The organism is Pseudomonas sp. SDT291_1_S447, from assembly GCF_054070155.1.
The window spans coordinates 1-19,835 of record NZ_JBSVXS010000099.1; the positions used below are offsets into that span (position 1 = coordinate 1).

The 19,835-nt window shown below is 56.6% G+C and carries 12 protein-coding genes; 9 read left to right on the forward strand and 3 right to left on the reverse strand.

All coding sequences use genetic code 11. From position 1 onward, the window contains the following. Window positions 1-159 precede the first annotated feature (159 nt). Window positions 160-1,071, forward strand: a complete 912-nt coding sequence (locus tag ACW9IR_RS22950) for an SDR family oxidoreductase (RefSeq protein ID WP_102900663.1) — start codon at window positions 160-162, stop codon at window positions 1,069-1,071. 44 nt (window positions 1,072-1,115) lie between these two features. Here the strand turns inward: ACW9IR_RS22950 and ACW9IR_RS22955 are convergent, their stop codons facing one another. Both ACW9IR_RS22955 and ACW9IR_RS22960 read right to left on the reverse strand, forming a co-directional pair. After that, window positions 1,116-1,373, reverse strand: a complete 258-nt coding sequence (locus tag ACW9IR_RS22955; RefSeq protein WP_016987012.1) for a hypothetical protein — start codon at window positions 1,371-1,373, stop codon at window positions 1,116-1,118. Then, entirely contained in the window at window positions 1,370-3,673 is a 2,304-nt protein-coding gene (locus ACW9IR_RS22960) for an S-type pyocin domain-containing protein (protein ID WP_457465191.1), read from the reverse strand. Before ACW9IR_RS22960 ends, ACW9IR_RS22955 begins: the two co-directional genes overlap by 4 nt. A 721-nt stretch (window positions 3,674-4,394) precedes the next feature. On the opposite strand from ACW9IR_RS22960, the gene ACW9IR_RS22965 reads away from it, so the two are divergent. From ACW9IR_RS22965 to ACW9IR_RS22980, 4 genes are all read left to right on the forward strand, one after another. After that, window positions 4,395-6,188, forward strand: coding sequence for a DUF1302 domain-containing protein (locus tag ACW9IR_RS22965; protein WP_102900660.1), 1,794 nt, complete (start codon window positions 4,395-4,397; stop codon window positions 6,186-6,188). Between the two features lie 23 nt (window positions 6,189-6,211). Then, complete coding sequence (locus tag ACW9IR_RS22970) at window positions 6,212-7,579, forward strand: DUF1329 domain-containing protein (protein WP_457465192.1); 1,368 nt, start codon at window positions 6,212-6,214, stop codon at window positions 7,577-7,579. Between the two features lie 138 nt (window positions 7,580-7,717). Then, window positions 7,718-10,273, forward strand: coding sequence for a LuxR C-terminal-related transcriptional regulator (locus ACW9IR_RS22975; RefSeq protein WP_457465193.1), 2,556 nt, complete (start codon window positions 7,718-7,720; stop codon window positions 10,271-10,273). A 286-nt stretch (window positions 10,274-10,559) separates the two neighbouring features. Next, on the forward strand, window positions 10,560-14,048 hold the full coding sequence (locus ACW9IR_RS22980; protein WP_457465194.1) for a dermonecrotic toxin domain-containing protein: 3,489 nt from the start codon (window positions 10,560-10,562) through the stop codon (window positions 14,046-14,048). Between the two features lie 29 nt (window positions 14,049-14,077). Here the strand turns inward: ACW9IR_RS22980 and ACW9IR_RS22985 are convergent, their stop codons facing one another. Next, window positions 14,078-14,866, reverse strand: coding sequence for an IclR family transcriptional regulator (locus ACW9IR_RS22985; RefSeq protein WP_095119429.1), 789 nt, complete (start codon window positions 14,864-14,866; stop codon window positions 14,078-14,080). A gap of 164 nt (window positions 14,867-15,030) precedes the next feature. Between ACW9IR_RS22985 and hmgA the strand changes: the two genes are divergently transcribed. The 4 genes from hmgA (at window position 15,031) to ACW9IR_RS23005 (ending at window position 19,789) form a co-directional block, all read left to right on the forward strand. Beyond that, entirely contained in the window at window positions 15,031-16,335 is a 1,305-nt protein-coding gene (gene hmgA / locus ACW9IR_RS22990) for a homogentisate 1,2-dioxygenase (RefSeq protein ID WP_457465195.1), read from the forward strand. A 3-nt stretch (window positions 16,336-16,338) separates the two neighbouring features. Next, on the forward strand, window positions 16,339-17,643 hold the full coding sequence (gene fahA / locus ACW9IR_RS22995; protein WP_102900655.1) for a fumarylacetoacetase: 1,305 nt from the start codon (window positions 16,339-16,341) through the stop codon (window positions 17,641-17,643). A 12-nt stretch (window positions 17,644-17,655) separates the two neighbouring features. Next, entirely contained in the window at window positions 17,656-18,291 is a 636-nt protein-coding gene (maiA, locus tag ACW9IR_RS23000) for a maleylacetoacetate isomerase (protein WP_102900654.1), read from the forward strand. A gap of 142 nt (window positions 18,292-18,433) precedes the next feature. Continuing rightward, complete coding sequence (locus ACW9IR_RS23005) at window positions 18,434-19,789, forward strand: MFS transporter (protein WP_102900653.1); 1,356 nt, start codon at window positions 18,434-18,436, stop codon at window positions 19,787-19,789. Window positions 19,790-19,835: the final 46 nt, after the last annotated feature.

Here is a 19,835-nt window from a genome sequence, read left to right on the forward strand (position 1 = left end):
TTGTGTAGGAGCTGCCGCAGGCTGCGATCTTTTGACCTTTTGACACCTTCATCATCCCCCAACCTTATCGCACACCATTCAGCCTCAGCCGTGTTCGTTGTGACCAAAAGCCGCGTGCCTGACACTCAGGACCAATACTGGCCTGCTGGAGTTGCTGCGATGAATGAGTCTGTGCGTTTCGAAGATAAAGTCGTAATCGTCACCGGAGCCGGCGGTGGCCTCGGACGAGCGCACGCTCTGCTGTTCGCCAAACAAGGCGCGAAAGTGCTGGTCAACGATCTCGGCGGCTCGGCTCAGGGCGAAGGCGCCAACGCCTCCGCCGCCGATCGCGTGGTAGCAGAAATTCGCGCGGCCGGCGGTATCGCCGAAGCCAACCACGACTCGGTCACCGACGGCGACAAACTGGTGCAGAACGCCCTCGACGCCTTCGGCCGTGTCGACGTCGTCGTCAACAACGCCGGGATCCTGCGCGACAAGACTTTCCACAAAATGGACGATGCCGACTGGGACCTGGTTTACCGCGTCCACGTCGAAGGCGCCTACAAAGTCACCCGCGCCGCCTGGCCGCACCTGCGCGAGCAAAACTACGGCCGAGTGATCTTCACCGCCTCGACCTCAGGCATCTACGGCAACTTCGGCCAGTCCAACTACGGCATGGCCAAACTCGGCCTCTACGGCCTGACCCGCACGCTGGCCATCGAAGGCCGCAAGAACAACATCCTGGTCAACGCCATCGCGCCAACCGGCGGCACGCGCATGACCGAGGGCCTCATTCCTCCGCAAGTGTTCGAGCAATTGAAGCCGGAGCTGGTCAGTCCGCTGGTGGTGTATCTGGCCAGCGAGCAATGCCAGGAAACCTCTGGGCTGTTCGAAGTCGGTGGCGGCTGGATGGGCAAGGTGCGTTGGGAACGCAGCCTCGGTGCCGGCTTCGACCCACGCGTTGGCTTCTCACCGGAAGATGTCGCCGCGCACTGGCAACAGATTTGCGATTTCGAAGGGGCGGCGCATCCGAAGGACAATATTGAAGCGCTGAAGGAAATGATGGCGAATTTGCAGAAGTATTCGCTTTAAGGGGTGAGGCCACCAAGCTTGGGCTTGGTGGCCTGCATTGCTACTTAAGAATACGTGTTGTCAGTCATAAACCTAGGCGCTCGCCAGTTAGGCCCTTTGACGGCAACTGGTCCGCTGCCATTGGCCAAAACGCCTTGCTCGAAGAGTCGTGCATAGGTTTCAAGAAGTTCGCCGCTTGCAATAACTTCGTACCTGTAGCGCCCAAACATTCTGTCTAGGGAAGGTATGGCGGAGCCGAGTGCGAACACGGTTAGTACATCTTCTACAGATTCATTTTTTACTATTTGCTCAACGATGCTCATTGCTTACCTCCTTTCAACAGATTCTTGAAAAACACTTCATCTTGCTTGTCTGCAGCAGCAATGGCGTCTTGGGAATAGAGCAAAGACTCATCGTCGCGAAGCTTGAAATCTTCTAGCGTGGCCGTATGCGCATTGTTCCAAAGAGGCGACTCTCTGTCTGGCTTGAAATCGTCACCCAGTCCCAGCGCGCGAAACCTCTCGAGCTCGCGTACTTCATGAGTGTAATAGCGTAAATCCGTATCGGTGAACTCCCAGTGCCCGCTTAGAATTTTTTCCAGACGTTGAATCATGATTTCGTTGGCATCTGATTGGTCAAGCCTTGCGATATGTAATTTCACAGCATCAATGCCGGCTTGAGTGATAACTGCCGTTCGCCAATCCAGATCAAGTATTGGGCCACCTGCCTGCTCTGGATTGAAATCGCGGCCACTGTATTTACCCTTGGTGGTTGCACCCGCATAAGGACTGCTGAACACCACATACAGCGGTGCAATCCCCGAGTCATCGGGAAACACGATGATGAATCTTTCCCAGCCTTCGACCAGAATCGGATTCAGGTCCAGCCGTCCTTCAATCGGAACAATCGGAGCGCCCGTATACGCAGGGGAGTCGGTATCTACCATGGGCGACTCAGTCGAGCTGTCACCCGGCGAGATAGCGGGCGTCCAGGTCAGAAAGTCCGTCGGCGAATCTGGCAGCGCTACTTCATAAACATCATTCAGCAAGTCATAGGCCGCATTCAGAACCAGCACACTCGAGCGGATATGGAAGTCATCGCTTGTGGCGACGAAGATTTCCGCGCCAGCCCCGAGCCGCCTTACGCCCAAACCCACAGGCAGCTCCAGCGTGCCTTGCCGAACGGCTATTTCACGCAGTGTCTGTGCAGACTCCGACGACAACTCGGCAAGCGGCACGCTCATGGAAAAGCGCTCGCCATTGCCCAGGCGTGAAGGCATCAGCAGCGCCGCGAACCCTACCAGTACCGGACCGCTTATCAGCGCAGTGGCTGCCGCCTGCACGGTCAGTAATCCCGCCCGCAGAGAGGTAAGAATGGCGGATGATGTTGCAGGAGAAAGGCGCGTAGCTTTCGACGCAAATGATACAACCGTACTGTTGGTCGCCAGTACTCCTGAAGCCGGGTAGACGTGCTGGACTTTTGTTGCTCCGCGTTCTTGCTGTTGCACCTTCTCGATAGGTTGTTCCGGTTTCGTTTGAAGTGGAGCCTGCTCGGTTGCGAGTTTTTGCGTAGTTGCTTCGGCTTTGGAATCTGTGTCACCCACCACAGAATTTGTTGCTGCAATCCGAGTTCTTTCCTGCGATTGGGCCCTAGCTTCAGCAATCAACCTTGTCAAAGTTTCAGAGTATCCTGCCATAAGGGCAGCCAGTTTCTGTTTATTCGCCAGCTCGACAAGTTGGGCCTGTTCTGACGTACGTATCATTTCCTCTTCATTTTTGCGTCTTGTCGCTTCGACCAGGGCCTGCTGGTGATGCTGGTCGGAAAGTCTTGCCTTTTCAGCAGCCTCTCGCCTTGATTCTGCTTCGATGCGGGCATGTTCTTTAGCCAAGCGCTGAGTCTCTGCCAGAGCCGCAAGTCTTGCTTGCTCCACACGTGCTGCTTCGGCGAGTTCTCTTTGACGTTGCTGTTCAGCCGCGATTCGCGCACGTTCTGCTGCCAATCGCTGAGCTTCTGCCGCCGCTTGTGCTTGCGCCTGATCATTTGCCTGAACGGCGGTCAGCCAGTTCTGCACGTTGACCTGTTGCTGGTTGAGCATCTGAATTGATTGCGCCAGCAATTTCGCTTCGTGTGCGGCTCTGTACGAGGCAGCCCAGGTCTGCATAGCAATTCCCCGCGCATTAACGGTTCTATCGATGCTTTGGGCTTTTCGAAAGTAGGCATGGAAGTCTTTATTAAGTGGGTCATCTCCAAAGAACTGATTGGCTTGTGCTGTTTTTTGATGAAATTCAGCGGTTTTTCTTTGAATCAGGGTATGCCGTACACCCAGTTCACGAATGATTGCTTGCGCGGGAGGAAGTGGGTGGGTTGCGCCTTCCAGCCGCGTTGCGGCCAGATCCTGCTCGATTGATTGGGGCAGTTGCTCTGTTCGAGTTTGAAACTCACGAGCAGTTCTCAGGCTGTGGGCAGTAAACTCCCGAGAGTTGACTTGAACATTGTTGGGAATAGCAAACGTGCCGCTTTGGGAGAGGTTCGGTGATGTCCCTCGAATCAAAGGTGTGTTGGGGGGTGCTGTTGCTGTCGTTTGAATAGCTTCGGTTAACACAAAGGGTGGAGGCTTTTGCATATTCATGTCCTTTTGAATGTGCGTGATAACTCGCTGGCAAGTCAGCGCGGCCGATAGTGACGTCCGTGTCACCAGCGAGGGGTTGAGGTGTTTCAAGTTACATCAGACTTGCGGTTACAAAATCTGAGAAGCCCGTAAGTAACAGGGCGTTGTTTCGAGAGGTTTTTCGCAGGCTAATAACAAAGCAAGGAGAATTCTTCTGCGCCGCAGGAAAGTTCCTACGTTGTTCTCGGAAAGTGTTTGCAGGTTGTAGGGATGACTTTTCAACAGGCATAAAAAAGGCCGCTGCAAACGCAGCGGCCAAGGTAAGACGTTGGATCAAGGAGCTACAAATCAACGTCAGTGAACACCGGGGCGATAAACCGAAGTCTTCGATTTATCTGAAATCTGTCAGCAATGGCCTGAGTTGCTCAAAGGCCAGTGCTTCGTGCTTTGCGGCGTGTCCCGTGAAAGCGCGTTCAGAATAAGGTCTTGAACGCGCAGGAAAAATACCGATTCCGGACATGCACTGTTGCGGGGCATGCAACAGTCTCGTGATCCGATGTGCACCATGCGCTGCACTGATGATCCTTCATCCAGCCGATCCATGAGCGGCGCAAAGTCCCGTCCCGCAAGGCCATTCATCCTTTCGAACGACAACACGAATACCTCCTTGGTGCGCTTATCGACGCGGTTGCCCGGCAGTAGGGTGGGGCCTTCTGTCACTCACCGGGGAAGACGCATGACAACAAAAACAATGCGCGCCATCTTCACACCGCAGGCGCTGGCAGCCGCGGTGGCTTTGGGTTGCTGCGCCCAGGCGCAAGCGGTTGCGTTCAACATTGGCGAGATTGAAGGTACCTTCGATTCGTCGCTGTCGATCGGTGCGAGCTGGGGCCTGCGCGATGCCGACAAGTCGCTGGTCGGCACGGTCAATGGTGGTACCGGGCAATCTTCGACCGGTGATGACGGGCGTTTAAATTTCAAGAAGGGTGAGACCTTCTCGAAAATCTTCAAAGGCATTCACGACCTCGAACTCAAGTACGGCGACACCGGTGTCTTCGTGCGCGGCAAGTACTGGTATGACTTCGAGCTGAAGGACGAAGACCGCGAGTTCAAGCCGATCAGCGACAGCGGGCGCAAGGAAGGGGCGAAATCCTCCGGCGCACAAATTCTCGATGCGTTCGTCTATCACAACTATTCCATCGCCGATCTGCCGGGCACCGTGCGCGCCGGTAAACAAGTGGTGAGCTGGGGCGAAAGTACGTTTATCGGCAACTCGATCAACAGCATCAACCCGATCGACGTTTCCGCATTTCGCCGTCCCGGTGCCGAGATCAAGGAAGGCCTGATTCCGGTGAACATGCTGTTTGGCTCGCAAGGCTTGACCGATCAACTGACTGTCGAAGGTTTCTATCAACTGGAATGGGACCAGACCGTTCTCGACAACTGCGGCACCTTCTTCGGTGTCGATGTGGCGGCGGACGGTTGCAACAACGGCTACACCGTCGGCAACCCGGCGATTGCGCCGTTTGTGCCGCTGACCCAAGCCTTCGGCCAAGGCATTCAAGTCACCCGTGAAGGCGTGGTGATCCCGCGTGGCGGCGACCGTGATGCGCGGGATTCCGGGCAGTGGGGTACGGCGTTGCGCTGGCTCGGTGATGACACTGAGTACGGTCTCTACTTCATGAACTACCACAGTCGTACGCCGACGGTAGGCACTACCACGGCCGGGCTTTCGACATTGGCGGCGTTGCCGGGCATGGTCGGTATCGCCAATGGCCTGGCACCCGGCAGCGGTTCCGGTCTGGCGCAGAGCGTGATGCTCGGGCGCGGCCAGTACTACCTTGAGTATCCGGAAGACATTCGCCTGTACGGCGCGAGTTTCTCCACCACTTTGCCCACCGGTACCGCGTGGACCGGCGAGATCAGCTACCGGCCGAATGCCCCGGTGCAGGTCAACACCAACGACCTGACGCTGGCGCTGCTCAATCCGATTGCCGGTGGCACGGCGTCGCCACTTGCGACGTCACCGGGAGCGGACAACAAAGGCTATCGGCGCAAGGAAGTCACGCAAATCCAGAGCACCCTCACGCACTTCTTCGATCAGGTCTGGGGCGCTCAGCGTTTGACTCTGGTCGGTGAAGCGGCGGTGGTGCGGGTCGGCGGACTGGAGTCGCGCGACAAGCTGCGTTATGGCCGCGACTCGGTTTACGGGCAGTACGGTTTCGGCGGCGACACCGACGGTTTTGTCACCTCGACCTCTTGGGGCTACCGCGCCCGGGCGATCCTTGATTACGCCAACGTGATCGGCGGGATCAACCTCAAACCCAACCTGTCGTGGTCGCACGACGTCGCCGGTTACGGGCCCAACGGTCTGTTCAACGAAGGCGCGAAAGCGATCAGCCTCGGCGTCGATGCCGACTACCGCAACACCTACACCGCGAGCCTCAGTTACACCGACTTTTTCGGTGGCGACTACAACGTCCTCGAAGACCGTGACTTCGTCGCACTGAGCTTCGGCGTGAACTTCTGATCTGCCCGAGAAGGATGACTGCAATGCGCAAAATGATTCTGCAATGTGGTGTGCTGGCCCTGAGTCTGCTCGCAGCCAATGTGATGGCGGCGGTGTCGCCGGACGAGGCCAACAAGCTCGGCACCAGCCTCACGCCGCTGGGTGCCGAGAAGGCCGGCAATGCTGACGGTTCGATTCCGGCGTGGACCGGCGGCATCCCGAAAAATGCTGCAGCGGTGGACAGCAAAGGCTTTCTCGCTGACCCGTTCGCCAATGAAAAACCGTTGTTCACCATCACCGCGTCCAATGTCGACAAGTACAAGGACAAACTTTCCGATGGCCAGGTAGCGATGTTCAAACGCTATCCGGAAACCTACAAGATCCCGGTCTACCCGACCCACCGCACGGTCGCCGCACCGGCGGAGATCTACGAGTCGGCCAAACGCAGTGCGCTCAACGTGACCACCATCAACGACGGTAACGGCCTGGCCAATTTCACCGGCAATCGCTACTACGCGTTCCCGATTCCGAAGAACGGCGTCGAGGTGTTGTGGAATCACATCACCCGTTACCACGGCGGCAACGTCAAACGCATCATTACTCAGGTGACCCCGCAGACCAACGGCAGCTACACGCCGATCCGCTTCGAAGAAGAGATCGCCGTGCCGCAACTGATCAAGGATATCGACCCGGAAAAAGCCGCCAACGTGCTGACCTTCTTCAAACAATCAGTGACCGCGCCGGCACGTCTGGCGGGTAACGTGCTGCTGGTCCATGAAACCCTCGATCAGGTGAAGGAACCGCGCCTGGCGTGGATCTACAACGCCGGCCAGCGTCGGGTGCGTCGTGCACCGCAAGTGGCCTATGACGGCCCGGGCACTGCAGCCGATGGCCTGCGTACCTCGGATAACTTCGACATGTTCTCCGGCGCACCGGATCGCTACGACTGGAAACTGGTCGGCAAGAAGGAAATGTACATTCCGTACAACAGCTACAAACTCGATTCGCCGAGTCTCAAGTACGACGACATCGTCAAGGCGGGGCACATCAATCAGGATCTGACCCGTTACGAACTGCACCGGGTGTGGGAAGTGATCGGCACGGTGAAACCGAACGAGCGGCACATCTACGCCAAGCGTCACATGTACATCGACGAAGACAGCTGGCAGGTTGCACTGGCCGACCACTACGACGGTCGCGGTCAACTCTGGCGCGTAGCCGAAGGCCACTCTGAATATCACTACGAGCATCAGGCTCAGGCGTACACACTCGAAGCGCTCTACGACATCATTGCCGGCCGCTACATTGCCTTGGGGATGAAGAACGAAGAGAAGCACAGTTATATATTCGACTTCGAAGCCAAGGCTGCCGACTACACCCCAGCGGCCTTGCGTGCAGAGGGTGTGCGGTAACGGTTCTGATACATCAGTGGACAAAAGGCGACCGCTCGGTCGCCTTTTTTATGGCTGCCAATCAGCGCGCTGAATACTCGTCAACAAGTCCATGGGAGAGGGCTAGGGTGAAGGCACAACGATAAAAAGGCTCACCCGATGACCGCCATGACTGCCTGTCTGGATCGCCCCGGATTTCTGCCCAGACTTTCTTCTCATCATCAGCCTCGCCCTCGCTTGAGCGAGCCACTGCTTGAGTCGGTGGCGCGGGTCAGGTTGATCTGCGCACCTGCCGGCAGTGGCAAGAGTGCGCTGCTTGCCGAGTGCCTGCTGCAGGCGCCGCCACGCTGCGAAGTAGGTTGGTTGCCGCTGGCGGGCGCGGCATTGAGTACCAGTGACTTTTGTCTGCGCCTGGCGCAGGCGTTGGGACTGGTCGAAGCAACGGAGTCCGCTCTGGTCACTGCGCTGAGTCACTGGTCGAGGCCGACCTGGCTGTTTATCGATGACTACTGCCGTTTGCCGGATCCGACGCTGGACGCGCTGCTTGATCGGTTACTGACGGTCAGCAGTCCCGCGTGTGTCTGGTGGATCGGCGCGCGAAGACGTCCGCAATGCAACTGGCCCCGTCTGCTGCTCGATGATGAACTGTACGAGTGCGAAAGCCCGACGCTGGCGCTCACCCAAACAGAAATCGCCCATGCGCTGAAGCACTTGCCCGCCGAGCAGGCGAGGGACGTGGCTGCGCGAATCTACCAGCGAACCGCTGGCTGGTGTGCCGGCGTCCGCATGGCGCTATTGCGCAAATGCGATTGGTCGCAGACAACTGAACCACAACAACGCGTCGATACGCTGCTCGATTACCTGCAACATGAACTCTTCAGTGGCCTCACGCCGGAACTCATTGAAGTCTGGCGCGTGCTTGCACAAATGCCGCGCTTCAATGCGCAACTATGCGAGCATCTGTTCGGCGCCGGGGAGGGGGCTGTACACCTGCGCACATTGCAAATGCTTGGCTGCTTTATTGAGCCTTGGAATGATTCCGGGGACTGGTTGCACATCTTCCCGCCCCTGTCTCGCGTCGTGTGCGAGAAGCAATTACCGTCGCGCTGCACATGGCATCGACGTGCCTGCCAGTGGTTCAGTGCCGCACGGGATTGGCGCTCGGCATTTGAACAGGCGTTATTGGCTGAAGAATATGAAGCGGCAGTCAGCCTGCTGCAGCACTTTAGTTTCGAGCAGTTGTTTGAAGAGCAAACGGTCGTGTTATTGGTGCGATTGCACGAGCAACAAGGTGGGGATTTGACCCTGAGCACTCCGCAACTGGTCGAGCTGATTACCGCTGCGTTGCTCTTTGCCGGTCGTTTTGAACAGGCAGCGAAATGCATCGGGCACCTGGGGGTATTCATTCCCCAGCCTTCGCCAGCGCTTGAGCGGCAGTTGATTTCGCGTTGGCAAACGTTGCAAGGCTGGTTACTGCATCTGGAAGGGCGAATGGTGGCCGCTCATGAACACTTTTCGCAAGCGCTGGAAGTACTCGATCCCGATAAGTGGATCGCTCGGGTGATGTGTCTGTCAGGGTTGACCCAACAGGCTCTGTTGCGCGGGGAACTGGATTTGGCCCACACGCTGAATCGCCAGGCGCTGTGTCTGGCGCGGGCGCAAGGTTCGCTGGTTGTCGAAGCGCTGCTTGAACTCGATCACGGGCAACTACTCGAGCAGCGCGGCGCGGCGCCTCGGGCTGAAAGTCTGCTGGCGAGCGTGCATGATTTGCTCGCCCGGCAGTCGAACCGCCTGAGTCCTTTGCTGGGGCGAATAGCCTTGCGCCGTGGGCGCATCGCACTGAGTCAGGGCCAGGATGCCTCGGCGGCTGTGTTTTTTCAGTCGGGGCTGGACGATTGCAAGCGCAATCAAGACAAGCGGGTGTTGTATGGCTATCTGGGATTGGCGCAGCTGGCCGCCAATGAGGCTGATTATCAAAAGGCATTCGTATGGCTGCGTGACGCGGAGCGTCTGATGCAACAAAGGTTGATTCCGGAAACAGTGTACCGGGGCGTGCTGTTGCAAGTCAGCAGCCTGTTCTGGTTACAGCAGGGACGTCCCGAGCTGGTATGCGAGGCCATGACACGCCTGCTGCGACACTACCAAGGACCGAATGCTTTGCAAGCGCCACCCGCGACACTTGAGTTGATTCCGCGCATTGAATACTTGTTGATCCTTGCGCAAGTTGGCTTGCGCAAAGCGCACAATCCGCTCGGCCGCCTCCAGCTTTTGCTGGAGGCGGCGCAACAACGCAAAATGTTGTGGCTGGAAACCGACCTTCATCTGGTGTTGGCCGAATCTGCCTACATTCAAGGCGATCTGACTTCGGCACGTCGTCACTTGCAGAAGGGGTTGGAAATGTCCAGTCACCATGGTTTGCACCAGGCATTAAATGAACTGAAACTGCGTCAACCTGATTTGTTGAGTACATTCAATAACAAGGTCGTCGAATCGCCTGGTAACAAGGCCATAAGTGACAGCGGTCTGCTCAGTCTACGAGAGTTGGAAGTTTTAGGTCTGATTGCCAAGGGATACTCAAATCAACAAATTGCGGATCAACTGTTTATTTCTCTGCATACGGTAAAGACGCACGCCAGACGCATACATGGGAAGTTAGGTGTTGCACGACGAACTCAGGCCGTGGCGAGTGCCAAGTCAATGGGTATGGTGTTTTAGTGTTTTTTTATTTGTGTTCTTTAGGGGGGAAGTGGCTGCGTTTCTTGTGAAGAATTTCTTGAGTGTAAGTGTCAATGTCTGGTGGTTGGCGCGTTTAAGTTTCTGGAGGTGTCGGTATGGGTAAATAAGTAATTCGTATTATTTGTGCGGAATGTTCAATTTTACTCGAGTACAAGATTGGAAAAGTATTCCGAGTGTCTTTTCGAGAACTTCCTAGTTTAGTTTGAATTGACGAAGCAAATGTCATTTGGATATTTGTAAGTTCAGACTGAAAAGGTTTTTTACAATGGAAGTTCGTAATCTTGAGGAAACCGGGTTCACGGGATTGGGTGAGGCACTGGCCGCACTGTCGGATCACTTGAAGGGCATGCCTGTATTTGATTTTATCTTGCGTGCTTGTCTAAAGCGTGCACTTGACGAATTCGCGCCAGGCATTGATGAACGTCTTGTCAATATTAATGTTCGTAGCAATGTCAAGCTGAAGCAAATGGAGCCGGTAGGCGGCTTGTTTCAAGTTTTGAATGACTGCCTTCAGCGCGGCAGGGCGCCAACATACGATGCACAGTATTACGCGATTTATGATCGCCCGCTTTCTACCGATTATCGAGATATCTATTCTGCGGTCTCTCTGGCGGCTGTGGAGAAGTTGCTGCTGCATCTGTTTCGAACATTGCCGGACTACTACGTTGCGGCGCTGCAAGAGTACTGGGCGGGAAAAGACGAAAGTTATGGACGGTTTTCCCTTTCGCGAAAAACGACCCTGAGCGAGCTTCAAGCCAATCTCTTTCTGCATGAGCTTGAGGTGCTTTCTAATGAGGGCGGTATTAGCCGGACCGAACTTCAGCGTATCCGTTATATGGTTCAGCCGGGTTCGCGTGGGGAGTGGTATGGCGTATTTATCGGCAGTCGAGGAGACGCTTATAGCGAGCAACGTTCAATGTTCGCCATCCCACTCGAAGCGCCAGTCATGAATGAACTCGTTCCGCGGGCCGATACAGCGATAGTGCTCTATTCCCCGACCCATGGCGTCGAAAAGTTCTCCTCCTCTGCTGAGTTGCATCAGACGCTGGAGCAACGCTTGATGTCAGGTGACAGTCGTGAGGTTTTCTTGCAGTCACTTGCGATCAATGAGCGAGAAAATTTCCCGACGCTACCTGAGTTCCGTTACTTGAAAGTTGAGGCAGATCTGTTTGCACGCGTCAGCGATAACGGGATTGAGAAGTCCTGTGGTGATGTTGTGAAACAGCTGGCCCGGTTCGCTGATCCGGATTCGGATTCGGATTTTGCTTCGGTAGTCGCGTCGGTGACATCTGCTCAGGCTCTACCGGATATTCCTGGCCAGGCGAAGGCTCGCCAGGTAGCACTTCTGCGAAGAGCGCAAAAAAACAGGTGGCCGGCCTGGTTGAAAAATGCCGGTTCGACGAATCAGGAGATTTATGAGGCATTGCAACAGCGCCTGCTGGAAAGTGAGGTTCAATACCATGAAGTGACCAAGGGGTTCGCATCGCTCAAGGACTTTGCAAAAAATGAAGTGGAAGAATTCATTTCGCCGGGTAAGGACGTTCGGATTGACCCCGATAGCGTCTTCGTCAATGTTCGACATTTATTGAAAGTAACAAACGGCCAACAGATTGAGACACGGGAGCGCAAAACGCTCACCCAGGCGTTTATGTACGGCGTACATGATCAAGAAGGTCAGTATGAGATTGCTGTGGAAAATCAGCCTTACAATCCCAAACTAACGCCTTCGAATCTTATCAATTCGATCATTTCGCTGAATGTACGGAACCGTTATAACGACGTGCGGCAAGCGGTTTATTCCAGGCGTGAAGTTTTAGAAGCGCTTCGAGATCTGGAAGGCAAGAGGACGGCGCTGTCGATATTTAGCGCGGTGCTGCAGAGACATTTGACTTCGCCTGCCAATGACATGGTCAATCGCTATAATCTTGGTGATTTGTCTTTTATGTCCGGAGAGATCAAACTCGGTCAGCAGTATCAAGCATTCAAGGATTTAAGGTATTTTACAAGAAAGCTTGATCGAGAAGGTTTCATCGTGTTGTATGCGCCGGGTTTTCCATCCGGACAAGAGTGGTTTGAGTTTCTCACTCCCAAACAGTTAAGGAATAAGTTATTAGAATGGGTTCAGGATAATGAAAGTTGGGAGTATTTGAAGTCTCAGGCCGTTCTGTCTGATGTAACCAGAATGGTGGCTGAAGTCACAGGAGATAGTTGGGCTCCACGGTGGATTGGCCAGTTGAGCTTTGAGTTTCCGTTTGCTACTGAAGACTATCCGCTGGAAAATGCGGTAAAAAATATCCTCAGTTGGGAAACCAAGCAGATAGAAGCCTACACTCCTCAATGGTTCAGAAAAGCCTCGCTGGAGGAACAAGGGTTATCTGTTCGATTGCATACAGAGTTCAAAGCTATTCAGAACGTTGCAAAAGACGATCTGAAAATCGTGCCTTTCAAGGAGTTTTCTCGTGATCTGGTGATGAAGACATTCACCCGATATTGGGAGCTTAAGGGACTTAAAGTTCCTGTCTTCGATCCGAATGATGTAATGGTCAAAATTCATAATGTTCCAGAAATGACGCTCACTAATCTGTTCATTCAGTGGCAGATTTGGCGTAGTGATGTCACGGTTTTTGAAAAAATCGTGAGTGCCGTCGTTCCAGGCGTTTCCATAGCAATAAATGAGTTGAGAGATTATCTTCGAACTGCCACATTCAGCGGTGTCGGTGTAGTACGGGCATTAAATGTACAGGCCATCAATGATCTTATCGATTTGAAACCCGGTGAACATTACGAGGTGTATCTTGAGAAACAATTCATCTCGAACCCACGTCGGGTTCTGAAGGAAGTTTTTTACCGAGAGTTGAAGCAGAACGAAATGCTCACCGCAGCCCTGGCCCAGAAAATCCGGCGCACGATATCCAATGAGGATTTCAATTGGCTGAAAACGCTTATTGAAGGTCTTGATAGCAACATTCGCTGGGGCGGGTATACAAGCGTACCAAACGTGGGCGTTTATCATTTCACCTTGGAAGGCAAAAGAATTCACGGTGCTTATGTTCTTAGTCGCCAATTTAACGGGCGTCTGCAGTCTGTTGTCTATGTACCGGGGACCCATGACGGGAATGATTTCTTCCCGGTCGAACAATTGTCGGCGCGGCTTAAAAGTTCCGCCTTTAAAAGCCATGTTTTACGAATGGTCAGTCTTGAGGATCAAAAGGCGGTCAAGAAACTCACATCCAAGTACGATTTCGGGGGGGCGCCCGAAGCACTACCCAGGCTGTACAACGCCTACAAGGTGGGCAACGAGTTCAAAGACGAATACGAGGCCATGATCAAGCGTTTCAGGGCTGACGTGGATTATCAAACCACCAGCACTTGGGAGGCGGTCTGGGTCGATGCCAAGATTCTGATCGGTATCGCTTTGGATGTTGTCTCGTTGTTTGTGCCTCCGGTAGGGGCGGTAGTGAGTGTGCTGCGAATCGCCTACACGATCGTTGAGGGCATTTCTGCCTCGCTGGACGGCGATAAGGCAGTAGCCAATGCTTACTTTGCCAGTGCCTGGAGGGCGGCCATCATGTTTTATATCGGCAATATCGCCGGAGTCGGCAACTCTGTCAGCGCGATCGGACTGTTGTCTCGGGTCAATGATTACGCAGACCTGCTCTCGGCGGTAACCGGTGTCCCCGTTGGTATCAGTTATGTCAGTGCAGTTGCCGTCCCGCCTCACAGGGTGGAAAGCACCACGCGACTGATCGGTTGATCCATTAATCGAGGCGCCGGCCTACCCGTTCAGGAAGCAGGCGTTTCGAACCCCATGCGCCAACTCACGGCCCGCGTCGCCGCCAGCAACCGCTGCGCCGCCGGGCCGTTTTCGTCGGCGTGGAACAGTGAGGTCGGGCCAACGATGGTCAACACGGCGGCGACCTGGCCAACGGCGTTGAACACCGGGGCGGACAACGCATCCACACCCGGCATCAGCAAACCATGCACATGGTGCAGACCGCGTTCGCGGATCTGTTCGCACAGCGTTGCATACGTCTTCTCGTCCTTCAGCGGATGATCGGCAGCGGCGATCTCCTGCTCGCGCAACTCACCCGTTTCCCGATGCGGCAGATAGGCACTGAACACCAGACCCGTCGATGAACTGAGCAGCGGCAACACTGAACCCAATTGCGTCACCACCGTCACCGCACGCACCGCCGGTTCGATGTGCACCACGGTCGCGCCCTGATTGCCCCACACCGCCAAAAAGCAGGTTTCGTTGAGTTCGTCGCGCAGTTCGGCCAGCGGCAGGGCGGCGACTTTCAGCACGTCCATACTGTTGAGGGCGGCCAGGCCCACGCGCAACGCTTCACGGCCGAGACCGTAATGATTGGTGGCGGCGTTCTGCTCGGCAAAACCCGAGGCAATCAACGCCTGTAGATAGCGATGCACTTTGCTCGCCGGCATCTGCACGTGTTCGGCCAGCCGCGACAACGAAGTCGACGGCGACAACTCGGCCAGAGCCTTGAGGATGTCGGTGCCGACTTCGGCGGAGCGGACTTTCTGTTTGCCGTTGCTGTCGCTGGTTTTTTCCATGGTGCGGCCGGGTTCCGAAACGAATGGGCGTCTTTATAGCTTGACGCTGGATAGCGAGCAAATTACGTTATGCGTAATCGAATTACGATAATAACAACCCCGGCGTGCCGAAACCTCTGAGCCAGAGCGATGGGCCACTGCCGACTCCCTGTTCAGGAGGCTCCATGAACCTCGATTCAACCGCGCAGGCCTTGGCTTATCAGTCCGGTTTCGGCAACGAATTCAGCACTGAAGCGTTGCCCGGCGCGCTGCCCGTCGGCCAGAACTCCCCGCAAAAAGCCCCGTACGGCCTCTACACCGAATTGTTTTCCGGCACCGCGTTCACCATGACCCGCAGTGAAGCGCGGCGCACCTGGATGTACCGCATTCAGCCGTCGGCCAACCACCCGGCCTTCGTCAAACTGGAGCGGCAATTGGCCGGTGGCCCGTTGGGTGAAGTGACGCCCAATCGCCTGCGCTGGAATCCGCTGGAGATCCCGGCCGAACCGACCGATTTCATCGACGGCCTGGTGAGCATGGTGGCCAACTCCGCCGCCGAAAAACCGTCCGGTATCAGCATTTACAACTATGCCGCCAACCGTTCGATGGAGCGGGTGTTCTTCAACGCCGACGGTGAACTGCTGCTGGTGCCGCAACTTGGGCGTCTGCGCATTGCTACCGAATTGGGTGTGCTGGAAGTGGCGCCGCTGGAAATCGTCGTGCTGCCACGTGGCCTGAAATTCCGCGTTGAATTGCTCGACCCGCAAGCCCGCGGTTACGTCGCCGAGAACCACGGCGCACCGCTGCGCCTGCCGGATCTGGGGCCGATCGGCAGTAACGGTCTGGCCAATCCGCGCGACTTCCTGACCCCGGTCGCCGCCTACGAAAACCTGCAGCAACCGACCACGCTGGTGCAGAAGTTCCTCGGCCAGCTATGGGCCACCGAACTCAATCACTCGCCGCTCAACGTGGTCGCCTGGCACGGTAACAACGTGCCTTACAAATACGATCTGCGCCGTTTCAACACCATCGGTACGGTGAGTTTCGATCACCCGGATCCGTCGATCTTCACCGTGCTGACCTCGCCGACCAGCGTCCACGGTCTGGCGAACCTCGATTTCGTGATCTTCCCGCCGCGCTGGATGGTCGCCGAAAACACCTTCAGGCCACCATGGTTCCACCGCAACCTGATGAACGAATTCATGGGCCTGATCCAGGGCGAATACGACGCCAAGGCTGAAGGTTTTGTGCCCGGCGGTGCCTCGCTGCACAGCTGCATGAGCGCCCACGGCCCGGACGGCGAGACCTGCACCAAAGCGATCAACGCCGAACTCAAACCGGCGAAGATCGACAACACCATGGCCTTCATGTTCGAGACCAGCCAAGTGTTGCGCCCAAGCCGTTTCGCCCTCGACTGCCCACAATTGCAACCTAGTTACGATGCCTGCTGGGCCACTTTGCCCGCCACGTTCGACCCGACCCGGAGATAACCCATGACGCAGAATTCCATCACCCGCAGCTGGGTTGTATCGGCCAATGGCCACGCTGATTTCCCGCTGCAGAACCTGCCGCTCGGTGTGTTCAGCAGCAACGATGCGGCGCCGCGCGCTGGCGTGGCGATTGGCGAACACATCTTCGATCTGCAAGTGGCGCTGGAAGCCGGGCTGTTCGACGGTGCTGCACGTAGCGCCGTCGAAGCCATGCACGGCGGCCAGTTGAACGCGTTCTTCGACCTCGGTCGCGAGGCACGTGTGGCTTTGCGCACACGCCTGCTGGAACTGTTCAGTGAAGGCAGCACGCACCGTGGCAACATCGAAGCTCAGGGCGCGAAACTGCTGCCACTGGCCGCCGATTGCCAACTGCACCTGCCGGCACGCATCAGCGATTACACCGACTTCTACGTCGGCATCGAGCACGCGCAGAACGTCGGCAAACTGTTCCGTCCGGATAACCCGTTGCTGCCGAACTACAAGCATGTGCCGATCGGTTATCACGGTCGTGCCTCCACCGTGCGTGCATCCGGCACCGACGTGCGTCGTCCGAAAGGCCAGACCTTGCCGGCCGGTCAGACCGAACCCACTTTTGGTCCGTGCGCACGCCTGGACTATGAACTGGAGCTGGGCATCTGGATCGGTCAGGGCAACGAGATGGGCGATTCAATCGCCATCGGCGACGCCGCTGATCACATCGCCGGTTTCTGCCTGCTCAACGACTGGTCGGCGCGTGATATTCAGGCGTGGGAATACCAGCCGCTGGGTCCGTTCCTGTCCAAGAGTTTCATTACCAGTGTGTCGCCGTGGGTGGTCACGGCGGAAGCGCTGGAGCCGTTCCGCACCGCGCAACCGAAGCGTCCTGAAGGTGATCCGCAGCCGCTGCCTTACCTGTTCGACAAACGCGATCAGGACGGCGGAGCCTTCGACATCGAGCTGGAAGTGCTGCTGCTCACTGAAGCCATGCGCGAGCAGAACCTGCCGGCCCATCGCCTGACCCTGAGCAACACGCGCTACATGTACTGGACCGTCGCGCAAATGGTCGCGCACCACAGCGTGAACGGTTGCCAGTTGCAGGCCGGTGACCTGTTCGGTTCGGGCACTTTGTCCGGCCCTGAGAGCGGTCAGTTCGGCAGCCTGCTGGAAATCACCGAGGGCGGCAAAAAGCCGATCGAACTGGCGTCTGGCGAGGTGCGGAAATTCCTTGAAGATGGCGACGAAATCATCTTGCGTGCGCGTTGTGCCCGTGACGGTTTTGCGTCGATCGGCTTCGGCGAGTGCCGTGGCAAAGTGTTGCCGGCGCGCTGACAGGAGCGGCTCATGGATCTCTATACCTATTACCGTTCCACCTCGTCGTACCGGGTGCGAATTGCGCTGGCGCTCAAAGGTTTGGACTACCAGGCGCTGCCGGTCAACCTGATCGCACCGCCGGGTGGCGAGCATCGGCAAGCGGCTTATCTGGCGATCAATCCACAGGGGCGGGTGCCGGCGCTGCGCACTGACGAAGGCGGTTTGCTGATTCAGTCGCCGGCGATCATCGAGTATCTGGAGGAGCGTTATCCACAGGTGCCGTTGCTGCCTGAGGATCTGCTCGCCCGCGCCCAGGTGCGCGGTGTGGCGGCGGTGATCGGTTGCGATGTGCATCCGCTGCACAACGTCAGTGTGCTTAATCGCCTGCGCCAATTGGGGCACGACGAGCCGCAGGTGGTCGAGTGGATCAGTCACTGGATCAGCCAAGGGCTGGCGACAGTGGAGCAGTTGATTGGCGACGAGGGTTTCTGTTTTGGTGAGTGGCCGTGCGTGGCTGATGTTTACCTGATTCCGCAGTTGTATGCGGCAGAGCGGTTCAACGTCAGCCTTGAGGCGTATCCGAAAATTCGTCGGGTCGCCGCATTGGCGGCTGAACATCCAGCGTTCATCAAGGCTCATCCTGCCAATCAACCAGACACCCCATAACCCTGTAGGAGTGAGCCTGCTCGCGATGAGGGAGTGTCAGTCACTGATGTTCTGACTGAACCACCGCTATCGCGAGCAGGCTCACTCCTACAAGGGAATATCGCCATTCGCATGATCATAAAAACAAAACAGGTACCTTGCGATGCACAACCAGATTGCCAGCTTTCGCGCGGCACTCGACGCCCGCCCTGTGTCCCGCTATCAGTGGTTGCTCTTGATCCTGCTCGCCTTGCTGTTGGTCACCGACGGCTACGACGCCCAAGTGCTCGGTTACGTGGTGCCCGCGCTGGCGCAGGACTGGGGGCTGGAAAAGTCGGCGTTCGGGCCTGTGTTCAGCGCCAATCTGCTCGGTCTCACCCTTGGTTCACTGGCGGTCACGCCGCTGGCTGACCGCTTTGGCGTGCGCCGGATTCTGCTCGCCTGCGTACTGATCTACGCCACACTGACCGTGCTGATGGTCTTCGCCGATTCGCTGAACACACTGATGATCGCGCGCTTCATCTGCGGCATCGGCATGGGTGGAGCGATGCCCAGTGCCATGGCGTTGATGTCGGAATACTCGCCACCGCGTTTGCGCACCTTGATGGTGACGCTGGCGGCCTGTGGCTTTTCGTTCGGTGGCGCGGCGGGTGGTTTTGTCGCCGCCGGGTTCATCGACCAATTCGGCTGGCAAGCGGTGTTCCTTGCCGGTGGCGTCACGCCGTTGCTGCTGTTTCCGTTTCTCTGGTGGATGCTACCGGAGTCGCTGCCACGCCTGTTGCGTGATGCACCGCCGTATGTACGACTGCGCAAAGTTACCGCAAGGATGCTGCCGGATTGGCAGCCGCCCGTTGCCAGTGTCGAGCAGAACGAGCGCGAGCAGGGCAGCAAACTGACCGTGGTCGAGTTGTTCCGCAACGGCTACGCGCGGCCGACCTTGCTGATCTGGGCGACTTTTTTCGTCAGCCTGATTCTGCTGTACTTCATGATCAGCTGGCTGCCGACGCTGCTGCTGGAAAGTGGCCTGAAACTCAACGAGGCGAATCTGGTGACGTCGATGTTCCTGTTCGCCGGTACCCTGGGTGCGATCTGCATGGCGTGGTTCGCCGACCGCTTGAAGCGCAAGGTGCGGTTGTTGTCCGGCGTGTTGGCGGGCGCAGCGCTGTGCACGATTCTGCTGGGGCTCAATCATGACAATCCGCGTTATCTGGTGGCCTGCGTCTTCGCCGCCGGGTTCTGCATCATCGGCGGGCAACTGACGCTGAATGCGTTTGCCAGTAACTTCTACCCGGCACATGTGCGCGCGACGGGCACTGGTTGGGCGTTGGGCGTGGGGCGCTTCGGTTCGATTCTCGGGCCGCTGTTTGGCAGCCTGTTGTTGGCAATGCACATTCCGGTCGAACAGATTTTCTTCTTCTGTGCGATCCCGGCGGTGATTGCCGCGCTGCTGATCATCCAGGTGCGCTCACCCTCCGAAGGCAGTTCGGCAGTTGGAGTGGGGATTTCTGTCAAATCCTGAAGAGTAAAAGATCGCAGCCTTCGGCAGCTCCTACAGGGAAATACAT